Annotated in this window: 14 protein-coding genes; 6 read left to right on the forward strand and 8 right to left on the reverse strand. The window is 45.3% G+C overall.

Annotated elements, in window-relative coordinates; translation table 11 throughout:
* Nucleotides 1–8 precede the first annotated feature (8 nt).
* Complete coding sequence (locus D328_RS0126105) at nucleotides 9–854, forward strand: helix-turn-helix transcriptional regulator (RefSeq protein WP_025680323.1); 846 nt, start codon at nucleotides 9–11, stop codon at nucleotides 852–854.
* 177 nt (nucleotides 855–1,031) lie between these two features.
* Here D328_RS0126105 and D328_RS0126110 read toward each other — a convergent pair whose 3' ends face one another.
* Nucleotides 1,032–2,021, reverse strand: coding sequence for an aldo/keto reductase (locus D328_RS0126110; RefSeq protein ID WP_018887998.1), 990 nt, complete (start codon nucleotides 2,019–2,021; stop codon nucleotides 1,032–1,034).
* A 170-nt stretch (nucleotides 2,022–2,191) separates the two neighbouring features.
* A complete protein-coding gene (locus tag D328_RS0126115; protein ID WP_018887999.1) occupies nucleotides 2,192–3,010 on the reverse strand; it encodes an AraC family transcriptional regulator in 819 nt (272 codons plus the stop codon).
* A 150-nt stretch (nucleotides 3,011–3,160) separates the two neighbouring features.
* Between D328_RS0126115 and D328_RS0126120 the strand changes: the two genes are divergently transcribed.
* Nucleotides 3,161–3,511, forward strand: a complete 351-nt coding sequence (locus D328_RS0126120) for an SH3 domain-containing protein (protein WP_018888000.1) — start codon at nucleotides 3,161–3,163, stop codon at nucleotides 3,509–3,511.
* Between the two features lie 81 nt (nucleotides 3,512–3,592).
* On the opposite strand, the gene D328_RS0126125 is transcribed toward D328_RS0126120, so the two are convergent.
* Both D328_RS0126125 and D328_RS0126130 read right to left on the reverse strand, forming a co-directional pair.
* Complete coding sequence (locus D328_RS0126125; RefSeq protein WP_018888001.1) at nucleotides 3,593–3,958, reverse strand: YybH family protein; 366 nt, start codon at nucleotides 3,956–3,958, stop codon at nucleotides 3,593–3,595.
* Nucleotides 3,959–4,027: 69 nt separating this feature from the next.
* Nucleotides 4,028–4,909, reverse strand: a complete 882-nt coding sequence (locus D328_RS0126130) for a LysR family transcriptional regulator (protein ID WP_018888002.1) — start codon at nucleotides 4,907–4,909, stop codon at nucleotides 4,028–4,030.
* A 302-nt stretch (nucleotides 4,910–5,211) separates the two neighbouring features.
* Between D328_RS0126130 and D328_RS0126135 the strand changes: the two genes are divergently transcribed.
* Nucleotides 5,212–6,087, forward strand: a complete 876-nt coding sequence (locus D328_RS0126135) for a DMT family transporter (RefSeq protein WP_018888003.1) — start codon at nucleotides 5,212–5,214, stop codon at nucleotides 6,085–6,087.
* 187 nt (nucleotides 6,088–6,274) lie between these two features.
* Here D328_RS0126135 and D328_RS0126140 read toward each other — a convergent pair whose 3' ends face one another.
* Entirely contained in the window at nucleotides 6,275–7,852 is a 1,578-nt protein-coding gene (locus D328_RS0126140; RefSeq protein WP_018888004.1) for a glycoside hydrolase family 43 protein, read from the reverse strand.
* Between the two features lie 149 nt (nucleotides 7,853–8,001).
* Here D328_RS0126140 and D328_RS0126145 point away from each other — a divergent pair, with 149 nt between their 5' ends.
* On the forward strand, nucleotides 8,002–8,850 hold the full coding sequence (locus tag D328_RS0126145) for a helix-turn-helix domain-containing protein (protein WP_018888005.1): 849 nt from the start codon (nucleotides 8,002–8,004) through the stop codon (nucleotides 8,848–8,850).
* Between the two features lie 57 nt (nucleotides 8,851–8,907).
* On the opposite strand, the gene D328_RS30505 is transcribed toward D328_RS0126145, so the two are convergent.
* On the reverse strand, nucleotides 8,908–10,293 hold the full coding sequence (locus D328_RS30505; RefSeq protein WP_018888006.1) for a cohesin domain-containing protein: 1,386 nt from the start codon (nucleotides 10,291–10,293) through the stop codon (nucleotides 8,908–8,910).
* 603 nt (nucleotides 10,294–10,896) lie between these two features.
* Between D328_RS30505 and pelA the strand changes: the two genes are divergently transcribed.
* Nucleotides 10,897–11,856 carry a pectate lyase gene (pelA, locus tag D328_RS0126155; protein ID WP_197031765.1) on the forward strand — a complete coding sequence of 320 codons (960 nt, stop codon included), beginning with the start codon at nucleotides 10,897–10,899 and terminating at the stop codon, nucleotides 11,854–11,856.
* Between the two features lie 172 nt (nucleotides 11,857–12,028).
* Here pelA and D328_RS0126160 read toward each other — a convergent pair whose 3' ends face one another.
* Together D328_RS0126160 and D328_RS0126165 are read right to left on the reverse strand one after the other, a co-directional pair.
* Nucleotides 12,029–12,796, reverse strand: coding sequence for a class-II aminoacyl-tRNA synthetase family protein (locus D328_RS0126160; protein WP_018888008.1), 768 nt, complete (start codon nucleotides 12,794–12,796; stop codon nucleotides 12,029–12,031).
* A gap of 15 nt (nucleotides 12,797–12,811) precedes the next feature.
* Nucleotides 12,812–13,777: a hypothetical protein gene (locus D328_RS0126165; protein ID WP_018888009.1), complete on the reverse strand. Its 966-nt coding sequence runs from the start codon at nucleotides 13,775–13,777 to the stop codon at nucleotides 12,812–12,814.
* 50 nt (nucleotides 13,778–13,827) lie between these two features.
* On the opposite strand from D328_RS0126165, the gene D328_RS0126170 reads away from it, so the two are divergent.
* Nucleotides 13,828–14,027 (forward strand): helix-turn-helix domain-containing protein (locus D328_RS0126170; RefSeq protein WP_018888010.1); only part of this gene is annotated, 200 nt, incomplete at its 3' end.

Consider the following 14,027-nt stretch of genomic DNA (forward strand, 5'->3'; position numbering starts at 1 on the left):
TACACATCATGAGGGAGCATTTATTCTTTCCCCCCCCTTCCATGCAGCATTACATCTGTTATCCAGACTTTATTGGCGGGTACAAGGACGATCCGACGCATGCCGTTCAGCGGTCGCCCCAGACGAATGACCTGAAGCTGAATCAGCTGTACAATCTTCACTTTATTCTTGATGGAAGCGGCTATGTGACCTGGTCCGGCACACGCTTCGAGCTTGGTGCAGGAACCGGATTCTTGTACGGACCTGGTCTTTCGCAGTACTACGAGGCAGCACCTCATGATCCTTGGAATATACGTTGGATTCACTTTGCCACGCATGGTATGGAAGCACTGTTGGGGGCACGGGGGCTTGGGGAAGTGTGGCTGTTCGAGCTGGAGGATATCTCGGCGGTGAACCAACGGATGGAGGAGCTACTGCAGCTAGGCAGAGCATTTGACCTTGATCAGGAGATCCGTGCCTCTGTCGTACTCTATGAGCTGTTGTTGCACATTATAAAAGGCGCATCGCCGCTCTCATTTCCACGAGATCCGGCCATTCCTAATATTTACGCCGCTGCCGACTATATTCGGTCCCATTGTACTCAATCGTTATCGGTTGCTGACCTAGCCGAATTCACGGGATATAGTGTCCCCTACTTTAGCCGCAAGTTCCACCAGTTCATGGGTAAGACAGTCACGGCATATGTACTTGAGTCCCGAATTCTGCATGCGAAGCAGCTACTGGTCTCAACGAATAAGACAATTAAGGACATCGCCTTTGCTTCTGGCTTCTCACAGAGCAGCTATTTCATTCAGTGCTTCAGGAAAGTCGTTCATATGACACCAGAGCAATTTAGAGCGAGCTGTAGGCCTTGATGGATGGGCCTACATCGCTAACAGATCGTTAACTACTCGGTAATACAGCTCTCTCTCCTGCAAGATGTTCTATTCCCGATCTACTTACCAACATAAACTAGCCTTAGTTCACATATCTGAACCAAGGCTAGTTGCACCTAGTCTGTGCACTTAAAAAGAACTAATTCCCTTGACTACTTACGCCAAAATAGCATCAATGACCGCTAGCTCCTCTTCGGTGAACTCAAGAGCCGACAACGCACCGACCGCATCCTCGATCTGACTGACTCTGCTTGCTCCAATGAGCGCGGAGGTCACGCGTCCGCCCCGCAGTACCCAAGCTAGTGCCATCTGCGAGAGCTTTTGGCCACGCTGCTCAGCAAGCTCCGTTAATTTTTTGACCTTACCCATGAGCTGCTCATTAAGATCCTCTGGCTTCAAGAACGGACTTGATCCCGCCGCACGCGAATCTTGAGCAATTCCGTTCAGATAGCGATCCGTCAAGATACCTTTTTCTAATGGAGAGAATACGATTGAACCGATCTTCTCCTCTTCCAGAACATCCAGCAATCCATCCTCGGCACCTCGGGACAGCATAGAATATCTAGGCTGATGAATCAGACAAGGCGTCCGCAGACTCCTCAATATGCGCGAGGCCTCACGAGTCGCCTCAGGACTGTAGTTGGATAGACCGACATAGAGGGCCTTACCTTGGCTAACAATTTGCGCGAGCGCATTCATAGTCTCTTCCAGCGGAGTATCCGGATCCGGGCGATGGTGATAGAAAATATCAACATAATCAAGCTGCAGCCGCTTCAGACTTTGATCCAGACTTGCGATCAGGTTCTTCCGAGAGCCCCATTCCCCATAAGGACCAGGCCACATATAATAACCAGCCTTCGTGGAGACGATAAGCTCGTCCCGGTAAGCAGACAGATCGGTCTTAAGCAATCGACCAAAGGTCTCTTCTGCTGAGCCTGGCGGTGGCCCATAATTATTCGCCAGATCAAAATGGGTAATTCCTAGATCGAAGGCTCTACGAACCATAGTTCGCCCATTTTCAAACGAATCATGTCCCCCGAAGTTATGCCACAGCCCAAGTGAGATGGCTGGTAGCTTCAGCCCGCTTGCACCAGAGCGGTTATATATCATAGTGTCATATCTGCTATCATTTGCTTGGTATATCATCCTGAATCCCTCCCTTGTGAACTAAGGTCATTTTAACGATTATGACGAATATTTCCTATATCAGCAAGGGTGTTGTTTATGGAATAATGTCGTTTATAGCACGAATGATCTGGAGGAGTAACGGTTAGCGTATGCGCGACTCTATAGGCACATTCGATACGGCCAAGACACTAATAATAATGCTTTGGAGCAGTGCCTTTGACTTTTTTGAACATTCTGGAGAATAATAATGCGTCCTGATACCCTACAGATCTGGCCACCTCTCCAACTGAATACTGCTTTTTCCTCAGCAACTCACACGCTTTATCCATTCGAAATTGCAGCAGATATTGCTGCGGGGGGACACCAACAGCTTCTCTGAAGATCGTAGAGAAATACTTGCGGTCCAGCCCCAGATATGCGGCGATGTCCTGAATGGAGATGGCTTCATGAAAATGGGCATGAATGAACTCAATCCCCTCCACGATGTATACGTCTTGTTTTCTGGGGATGGAGATTCGTTCAGCTGTGTAAGGAACCGTCTCCACAAGAACTGACAAAAATCCATACATTAAAGCTTGAAGCTGTAGATCAGACCCTGTCTCCTGAGTGGAAGCTTCTGTTAGCAAATCATACATTCCTGGCATGAATCTCAGATCCATCGGAAATACAGGCTGCTCTGGAGTAAGTCGAGTACGGTTCAACACAGAATTGACCTGCTCCCCATGAAATCCGATCCACGAATACACCCAAGGTGTGTTCTGATCTGCTACATAGTAAGTCAAGACATCTGGATATATGAGAAAGGCCTCTCCAGCGCCCAATGTATAGGTATGCTCCCCAACCTGAACCCTCCCAGAACCTTTGTGTATAAAATGAATCTTGTAGACATCGCGCACCAAGGGACCTACAGCATGTCCAGGCACACACTCCTCCCTTCCCCAGTACTGCAAATGTATATCCGGGTCCGCACGGTAAGCTGGTTCTGCATTATAATGATATGCTTTCAAGAAGTCATCACCTCCGGCTAAATACGGACATTATACCATAAGATAGTTTGGGTTTAGGCCGCTTCACAATCTCCCCTTTTTTAACAGGGATCTAACATGATATATTCTCTTCAGTAACACAGCCCCATAGATGAAAGGAGAGGCGCAACTTTGCATCGTTATATAGTAATTAAGAGCCACGAATCGACCTACCCCGACCCGATCATCCTGCAGGCACAACAAGAAGTGCTATACGGAGCAGAGGATACAGAATACCCGAATTGGATATTTTGCAAATCTCTTCTGACTGACAAAGAAGGATGGGTGCCCAAGCAAATGCTAACGACACCCGATGACTCTGGCATTGCAAAGGTTCTTCAGGACTACTCTGCTCATGAGCTTACCGTGCTCGAAGGAGAAGTGTTGCTTGGGCTGAAGCATTTGAATGCCTGGACCTACTGCAAGACAGAGAAAGGGGAGCTGGGCTGGGTCCCTTCTTCCTGCTTGAATACGTTATTGTAGTTTAAAAATGACAGAAGAGAGGGCCACCAGTTATCTGTGCGGCCCCTCACCAGTATGCTCAATGCTCAATAATATCGGTACTTAAAGACTACTCAGATGCTCATGAATCAGCTTCCATTCATTCGTGTGATCCTTTATGAAGACATTCGTCGCCCTACCGCTCCCTGACACTCGCTTGCCATTGTGCAGTCCATGGTAGTGATATGTATACACACATGTTGCCACATTCTCATCTGTTGCGATCCATTGTACATCCTTTGCAGTATAGACCTCTTCTTTAATCGTGTCCCATGCGGCTTCAAAATATTGCTGAATCTGGGCCACCGTCGTACAAGTCTGATCCGTGAACCAGTATATCGCATCTTGATGCAGCACCTTTTGAACATTCGCAAAATCATGTGAATTCGTAGCCTCTATATATTGTTCCAACGATTCTTGGTAATTCATGTTGTGGCACTCCTTTAGCTTCTGGTTTTCTATTTTCTGATCGTTTCCTAGCACCAATCCTACCGTTCTCTACGGCGTATCCGTTGTCTCCAGCCACTGCTGAACGTGTCTGACAAAATGCCTGGTAGCTGGTGAGGCATCCTTCATCGTATGAACGGCTATGCCCAAAAAGCGATAGCTGGGCACGTCCAGTTCCATACAGTGCACATGCTGGGCACGTCCCTGCAGGACAAGCTCCGGCAGTATACTTACACCCAGACCATTCTCCACCATAGCGATAATGGCATAGTCATCTTTGGAAGAGAACATGATGTTGGGCTTGAGCGAGGCCTTCTCCATAATCCGGCGGACATCATAATCCGAGCCCTCCCTTGGGACAATAAACGACTCCGACTCCACCTGAGCCAAAGGAAAATAAGGGAGATGACCAAGCGGATGCTCCATGGACACGATGGCTAGCATCCGTTCCTTTCGTAGCGGATACACGTCGAAGGCTTCGCGAGAGGGAATCGTGATAAATCCGCAATCCACCTGACCCTCAGCAATCCAGTTCTCAATCTCCTCGTAATCGCCCTCCATCAGCTTGAATTCCACGCGGGGATATTGTTTCTGGAATTCCTTGATCATTTGAGGTAGCCAATGGACGGACACACTGGTAAAGGTGCCAATGCGAACCGTACCTGTCTCCAGTCCGTGAATGGAGGCGGCTACCTGCTTCAATTGCTCATTCCAATTGAGCATTTCCCTTATGGGCTTAAGTAGCTGCTCTCCGTTGGAGGTCAGTCTTACTCCCGACCTTCCGCGAAGCAGCAGTGTAAAACCCAACTCCTCCTCCAGACTGCTAATGGCATGGCTCACCCCTGACTGGGTAAAGCCCAACACATCAGCCGCTTTGGTCAGACTACCCAACTCTACGACCTTCATAAGGATCGTATATTTATGAATACTCACATTACACCTCATCTACATCATCTCTACATCTCTACATCTCTACATCTCTACATCTCTACATCTCTACATCTCTACATCTCTACATCTCTACATCTCTACATTATGATGCAATGCTCTAAGCGGATTAGCGACCCACCTTCGGGCTATTTTTCCATGAATTTTTCTCATGCTAAGTATAACAAACCTTCAATATTCTTGTATTGAAATCCGAGTATACTAGAGAAGGAATTTCAGAGAAACCTACGTCTGAAATACATATTTACTCCCATCTACTACATAGCTCAAAGGAAGCGTATAAAACAATGAATGCACAAAAGGCCAGTATGCTAGTTCTGCTTGTTACCCTGGGATGGGGATCATCCTATTTATTCATGAAAATGGGGCTGGGGTCCATTGAGGAATTCAATCTCATTGCACTTCGCTTCGGGATCGCTTTCCTGATTACGGGCGCCTTATTCTTCAAGCGTCTGAAGCGAATCGACAAGACGACTGTGAAGTATGGCGCCTTGTTAGGGCTGATTCTGTTTGGCGTGTTCGCATTCATTACCTTTGGTCTAAAAACAACCAGCACCTCCAATGCTGGCTTTTTGGTCGGTCTTACGGTGATTTTTGTCCCCTTACTCCATGTCCTCTTCTATCGCAAACGACTTGCGGAAAACCATCTATTGGGGGCAATTATAGCGATCATCGGAATTGGATTGCTTACGCTTAATAGCGATTTACGTGTACATTCTGGCGACGTGCTGTGCATCGCAGGGGGAATCTGCAATGCCTTGTACATCCTCGTCACAACTGCTGCCGTCAAAAAGACCGATTCCATCAATCTCGGCATCGTCTCACTAGGGTTCACAGCGGCATACGGGCTTCTCTTCTCCTTCATCTTCGAGTCGCCTGCCCTGCCTCATACACCTAACGGATGGATAGCCATTCTGGCCCTTAGTCTGATTTGCAGTGCCTTTGGCTTCATAGCCCAGCCTGTAGCCCAAAAATATTTGGCTCCAACGCAAACCGGTCTGATGTATGCCATGGAGCCTGTATTCGCGGCCCTGTTCGCCTTTCTTTTTGTCGGGGAGATACTAACCATGCAGGGATATATCGGAGCCATGCTAGTGCTGGCTGGCGTATTCATTTCTCAATGGCGCAGTCACCGAAAAGAAGCATTAACTCCATCAGCCTAAGTAACATTCGAATGTCGGGGTATTGGAATATCTGAAACATCTGAATAGCTCCAAGATCCAAATAGCACTAAGATCTGAATAGCTCTAAGATTAAAAAAAACTCCCGATGAATAATCATCGGGAATTTATAATGCACAGTTTTCTGAATTCAAGCCACAAGACTCTGTTACGATAAAGCCCACACACCTTAATACAGTGGCGAATATTCAAAATAATCGAAATCGACATGATTCTGACTCGGTTGCCCTTGGCTGCTTGCGAACAAGCCGATATACGTTCCAGAGAATCCCCCTGCTACATCAACACTCAGAATTGTCCCATCAACATGCTCCAATAGCGGATTCCACACCTCTGCTTGCGTGGCAAAGTAGAAGCTGTAATCCTGTCCCCTTGCTTCCACCTTGAGATACAGCTTATGGTTCGACTCAGTGGACCCGACCAATTGCTCAGCGAGCGTTGTGCTCATTCCTTCAAAATGCCGAACCAACCGTACAATACACCCTTGCTCATTACGAGTATACTCTGCACGGTATTGGGCGTCATTGTGCTGCAGGATGACCAGACCTGCCACCTCATGAACCGATTGCGGAGCAAACTCAAGCACGGTCCGCGCGGAGAATTGAATATGCTGCTGACGTCGCCCAACGAAGCTTGGATTGACGAATTCCGTCATCGTTTCGGGCTTCAGCTTCAGCCTCAAGTATCCCGGGCGTTCTGTTAACGACCAGAACTCACCTCTTGGTGTACGGATAAAGTTCCATGTCAGTCCCAGCTGCTCACTGTCAAAATGATCGCAGACAGGCTGGGACGGCCATCGGTGCTCGGGAAGCGAAGGACGCGGCATTTCCAGCTCAACAACGCCCTTTCCTGGATTAACCACAGGCCAGCCTTCCTCCCAGACAAATGGCACCAGGAACGTTTCACGCCCCAGATTTCTGTAATAGCCTCCATAGGGACGCGATCCCAGACACACCATCCACCATTCTCCATCCTGCGTCTGCACAATGTCCGCATGGCCTACATTGGTCACGGGATGCTTATTGCCCAGATGACGATGCGTAAGAATCGGGTTGGACTTACAGCCTTCATATGGCCCCTTTATATCTGTACTACGTGCCACCGTCACCGAGTGGGTATGTCCAGTGCCCCCCTCAGCAATGATTAAATAATAATAGCCGTCGATCTTATACATATGTGGCCCTTCCTGGGCATGAACGTACTTCAACGCACCGTCCCAGAGACTATACTTCTCTCCAACCAGCTCACCTTTGCTTACATCGAGCTCCTGCATCCAGATCTCCATATGCTTGGGATATTGCTGCCCCCCAGGAGGCTGACGGTTTGCCATGATGTAGCATTTTCCATCGTCATCAAAAAAGAGCGATGAGTCGATTCCCGGTGCATCGGGAAGCCATACGGGGTCTGACCACGGTCCGGAGGGGTCACTCGCTGTCACATAAAAATTCCTGCGCGCTCCGGTTACGCTTACAACGAAGGTGGTGACCATATAAAAGATTCCATCATGATAGCGAAGCGTTGCGGCATAAATCCCTTTAGAACAAGGAGTTCCATCCAGATCAAGCTGGGATGGTCGGTCCAGCACATGCCCAAGCTGACGCCAATTTACTAGATCCTTACTATGGAAGATGGGAACCCCCGGAAAATATTCAAAGGATGACGTAATTAGATAATAGTCCTCCCCGACTCTGCATATCGAAGGATCAGCATAACACCCCGGAATAATCGGATTATGGAATGTGCTCATTTCATCATCAACCCCTATCTTTTATCAGGACAATAAGATTATTATAGTGCAAAAAAAACTATATTTTTTTCGGTTATATGTCCATTTTAGCCTTATAATTTATTATGATTGTCCTTTTAAATCTGCTATCGAGCAAAGGGTGTATGAATATGACAGAGATTCTGGGAACCAAATATGCGATTGCGGAGAACGAATTCACGATTCAGTATCTCTACCAGACCGGACCTGCGTCCATGCCTAGATCACATTCACATTCAACGTATGAAATCTATTACTTACTGGACGGGGAGCGAGTGTTCTTCGTAAACGAGACCGTATACACTGCCCAAAAGGGAGAGCTGATCCTGCTTCATCCTCATGATATCCATCGGACCACAAGCTCAGATGCATTAAAGTGCGAGCGTATTTTGATTAACTTCAGTGAATCCTTTATCACGACAGAGCTATCGAGATGTCAGGTTCCGCTACTGCAAAAAAATGCTGTTAGTCCTTTGATTCATTTCCCCATTGATATGCAAGCCGGAGTAGAAGAGCTGCTGCAAAAGATGCTACGTGAATGTGAACTGGGATACGAAGCCGTTGAGACCTGTGTGCGTGCCCTATTAATTGAATTACTGGTTCACATGCGACGACATGCTGTTAAGGAGAACATGAAACAAACGATAACCGCCCATCCCATGCATCAGAAGATGACTGAAGTGGCTGGCTACCTGAGCGATAATTTCCATAGTCAGATCACGCTGCATGAGGTCTCCAAGCTCTTCTACATCAGTCCCTCCTATTTAAGTCGTACGTTCAAGAAAATTACAGGCTTTCAGTTCAAAGAATATTTGCAGATTATTCGCTTGCGCGAGGCCAAACGTTTGCTTAGAGAGAGCAAGGCACCCATCTCACAAATAGCCGAAAGTACAGGCTTTGAGCATGTCGCCAATTTTAATGTGATGTTCAAAAAAATAACTGGAGTCACCCCCAGCTATTATAGAAAGAGCAACCGCTAACAAGGGGTTACAAAAAAAGCTCTGTCGGCAATTAGCCAGCGGAGCTTTGGTCACTTTTTATAGAAGATTAGGCGCGTAGTTCGTATTGCTCAGCATTTGATTTACGATATACACCAGGTCATCATCGTTTACGTTCCCATCAACGATTTGATCTGCGCTGTGATTGATTGTATCTGTATCGGCAGCCGCACGTCCAAAATAATACCCATCGATCGCAAGATCAACCAGTGTGTATTCGCCAGAATGGTTAACATCCTGAATATCAGCTAGTTCTACGGTTACCGTATCACTCCCGCATGCATCACCCTCCAGATCCCATTCAATGGTTGTATTCGCTATCCGACAGTACAACGCATCCACATCGCCAGATCCAACGGCCTTAGCTTTGAAGTTCAGATTCAAGAATACCTTTTCTCCAGTAATCCCGTATTGCTCTCCTTGACTAGCTACGATGAAGCGGATATGGCCATTCTCATCCGTTGTCGTGTTGTAGACCTTGAAGCCCTCCACTTCATCAAACCCCATGTATTCAAACCGCTCTGTATCGTACTTTATTTTGAAATCTTCTGCATAGATGTCACTGACATGATCAAGAGAAATAGCCGCTTTAAATGCATCTCCGACTTTCACCGTATCTTCTGCGATCGTAACATTCAGTACAGCCTCACCTGCAACTTCAGCCTGTGGGGTTGTGGAGGCTTCCATGGAGCGCTCTGATTCAACTCCGTTTACTGTAGCTGTTACAACAAAATAGTAGGTTGTCCCATTGGTAAGACCTGGGATTACATAATTACCATAAGCGTCCTTGGTCACGGACACTTCGTCTGTATACTTGCCAGCTTCTGTACCAAAGTAGACGGTGTAGCCGGTAGCTTCTTCGATCTCATTCCAACTAAGAATGGCTTGTGCATCCCCAGAGGCTGCCTTTAATTGAGCAGGTGTATTCATAGGAACAATGTAACCATCATCATCAATATCAATGGCATCAAGAGAAGTAAACTTTCCTGACTGAACGGATTCGATGATAACATCATGCAGTCCTTTCTCAAGTCCCGTCTTCTCAAACACAAGAGTCAGTGTTTTAGCGTCATATGCTTCACTGTATTTATAAGGAACACCGTCGATTTTCACGGAAACTTCAGTAGCATGGTCCTTTGTACTGGAATAAGTTAAGAGCCTGATGTTACTTCCATAGAATTGAAACTTAATGTTTTTCCCTACTTCTTTAGTTGAGGTCCCTGTAGATTGATAATAGGCATTGTCCTTCCCCCGTGCCATGGTAGATTTAACGTACCTATCATCATATCGCTGCCATCCATTCTCCGGGCTAGATATGACTTGCCCAACTGCTGCGGCATATAAAGTTGCCGTAGACAAGCTTAATACCAATGCACATGCTAAGCCAATCAGTAAACTCAACCTTCCAATAAAACGCTTATTCAATGCGTACTCCCCCTTTTATATCAAACAACGCTTAAAATAAGCTATGACCCCAAGTTCTGTCTAAACAATTCCTTGCTAATCTATAAATATATCCTATAATCTCGAATTTTTATTTTTCATTTTCTTTCATATATCTTTCTGGAATTCCTTCAACTCCTCTTTCATGTTCTACTCCTCATATCTGAACACGTTCGTTTGACCCCATTTTCATATAGGACCATATGATTAGGTATTAATCTTTCTCTCTCTTTTTAATACAAGACATAATTCGTTTGTGATAACCCGTCTAAAACCGAGACTTTTCCTAGTAATTTTGCTTCGTTCCAGATCTAAATCCAGCTACAAACCCTACATAACTACGAACGAAAATCCTACTAAAGAACTAATTAATAATCGTCAATTTATTATTTTTTATTACATAATATTTCATGTATTGACAAAAGAATTGCCATGTCATAAAATTCCATTATCCAATACAAATATTGGGTGTAAAACGAAAACAAAGCCATTAAATATTAAAGAAAGGAGTATATGGTTTACATTGTAATTATGAATGGCAAGTAAACATAAATAAACGATGAAATGGGAGAGTGTACAATGTTTATGAACAAGAAAAAGATCATTACAGGCGTTATGGTATGCACAATGGCATTTTCTGTAGCTGGTGGGGTAACGTTGTTCCAACCAATCAGTACAGTATCCGCTGCGGATGCTTCAGGGACGACTGCTAGTATGTCCGATATTCTAAAGAATCAGCTTGCTGATGGAGGATGGAAAAAGGATTATTCGGAGACTAGCGGGGAATGGGCCAAATCGACAATTGATAACAAGGCTACTTATTCAGAAATCAGAAGACTTGCAAGTGAGTACAAGAAAACAAAGGATTCCCGTTATTCAGATGCTGCGATCAAGGGCATTAACTTTTTGCTCAACATGCAGTATTCCAACGGGGGATTCCCGCAAGTCTATAAAAGCTCAGGCTATCATACGCACATAACCTTTAATGATGACGCGATGATTAATGTACTGTACTTGTTGGATGAGGTGGGCAGCCGTAAAGGTGACTTCTCCTTCATTGACAGTTCCTTGGCTTCTCGCAGCCAGGCTGCTGTGGACAAGGGCGTAGACGCGATCTTGAATTCGCAAGTCGTGGCGAACGGTAAGCTGACAGCATGGGGACAACAACACGATTCCAAGACACTCAAACCAGCAGGTGCACGAATCTATGAGGTACCTTCCCTCTCGGCTGGAGAGAGCACTTCTATTGTAAAGTTCCTGAAGACAAGACCTTCCAACTCCAAGATCTCAGCTTCCATCAAAGCTGCAGAAGCCTGGTTTGAGGAAGTCAAAATTACAGGCTACCGCTATGAGCGTAAGAATGGGGATAGCAAGCTCATCAAAGACTCCAGCGCTTCAGCACTGTGGGCACGCTTCTATGAAATTGGAACGAACAAACCGATTTTCGTAGGCCGTGACGGGGTAGTCAAGTATGATCTTACCGAAATTGACAAGGAAAGAAGAGGCGGGTATGCCTGGTATGGCAACTGGCCATCCAAGCTGTAATCTTTCTGCATAGCTCATAGCTAACTATGTTAACGTAAACAAACCATAAGCTAAGCGTGTGCACGGTGCTAATAGAGCTTCGATAATTCTCATAACAGTTAGTTAACAATCAAATTCGGGCATCCTGATCGATTCTGCTCCATAGAGTTCTTCGACTGGATGCCCGATTTTATTACTCCTTATCGTTGTTCATCATAGCTGTAGCCCATCTTTCAAGTCCAAAACCTACACATCCAGTCGCAATAGAACCACCACGATCAAAATCAAAGGAAGAGCTAAAGTGCAAACCATGATTATTAAATGAAGCACAAGCAATCTTATCTTGACCAATTGAGATGAGTAGCTCCTGTTTTTGTGCATTCCGCTGCTGAAATCTGGCTTTAAGCATATTCTCTTTCGTTGGATAAAAAAAATCAACAGCCCCTGCAAGACTGGCTTCCAGTGATAAATGCCTGGCATACGCCAATACCTTTTCACTTGCGGACTCTAGTGAGGCTGCTATAAAATCAGGTTCACCTAAGAAAACAAATTCTCTAACCGTAAACTCCGTTTGACGTAATCCTTCAATATAATCCTTTTCTTTGCGATATACAGGGGTCTTAGTTGTAAGCACTCGATTAGCTTGGGTGTTTTTTTTGATCATTGGATAGATATTTAAACACGCGGCGGGTGTAAGATACATAAGCTCTACATTTAAATCCTCAGGTGCAACATTATCTGTATCGATCACATGCTGGTAACAAGACTCGTGCACGGTACCAACGGCTAACAATTGATTGGGAAAGGATTCGAAATATCCACACTTTTTCAGTGTACTGCGGTGAAGTAAAGTCGGAATACTTACCGCCTCCGCTCCAGTAAAGAGACTTAAGAGATCAGCATCAACCTTTTCCTCGTATTTTTTCCTGCGAGATCTATCGTCTAAGGCAAGCACTTTCATATCGGTGGCCTCCTATTATAGATAGTTTATTGCTTTAATTTGCCGACAAAACTTTCGAAAAAGTTCCTCTTCTTGGTCTGCTATCTCTATGATCTTTTTAGAAATTTTATCAAAGTAGCGGAGGGGATTTTCCACATATGTAGCCTTGATTAGCATACCTTTGGCAGATTCCCATTCTTTTGAAATACCTAGCATTTCATCAGCAAATGATTGGCACCATTTCCAACATGTCACCTGATATATCCACAACATAAACTCACTAAAATGGAGTCTTCCTCCCTCAAAAAAACGAAACATCCGCAGAAGAGGCGCCCCTTCAAGCACCGAATATGACAATAACTCTTGCTGAACATCTATACTTTCCAAAAATACTGCTAGGCGCCTCATGTCCTCAAAGTTGGCTGCACGGCTTTCTTTAAATGTGGGAGACGTCAAATAGAGCAATACATCTTTTATCTCGTCCATATTCACCGTCTGATTATGGGAAGGATCTGAATTCAAATAGTTAAAGGTAATATACCGATTATAACCGTTAATAAAATAATCAGGAGATAACTCCATAGCTATATCTGAAATATTGTCAACACACCTCAAATAACCTTCGGAATTAATACCCGTAACCAATAAAAAATGGTATACATGCTCCTGACAAAACACTGTTGACCACGGACAAAAATAGGCATCGAACACAAAACCTACGGGTTTATTTTGAGATAGCTGCTCTCTTATGACTGAGAACCCGATTGAACAATCGGGTTTCTCATGCCAAGTGTAGTCAGCCCTTCCTCCCAGACGTAGCAGCCCCTTGACTTCTGTCTCATTAAAAGACTCTGTTGTCCAACCTGTGGTGCCTGCGACGGGATAATTAAACTCATAGTACCAACATGAAGCAAGTAAATATTCGTATTTGCCTGAATACCATTCGGCAAAAATACAAAGCGCACCTATGAAACAATGAAGTGCACCCCTTAGAATAGACATTGGAAAAACCCCTTGGTTTAACCGATGAATTTCTAGGGGGTGCATTTTTAATGGCTATTAAAGGTCAAAAGTTTAAGACGTATTCCGAGGAACTCAAGGTGGAGGCAATTCGCCTGCACGTAGAGGAAAAGTGGACGTATCGGCAGATCAACGATCATTTCGGAATCCAAGATCAGGGTCGGATGAAGCGTTGGATGCGAAAATACCGTGAGAAAGGTGAGTTTGGTCTATTGGATCAACGAGGAAGGCG

Source organism: Paenibacillus massiliensis 2301065 = DSM 16942, assembly GCF_000377505.1.
GTDB lineage: Bacteria > Bacillota > Bacilli > Paenibacillales > Paenibacillaceae > Paenibacillus > Paenibacillus massiliensis.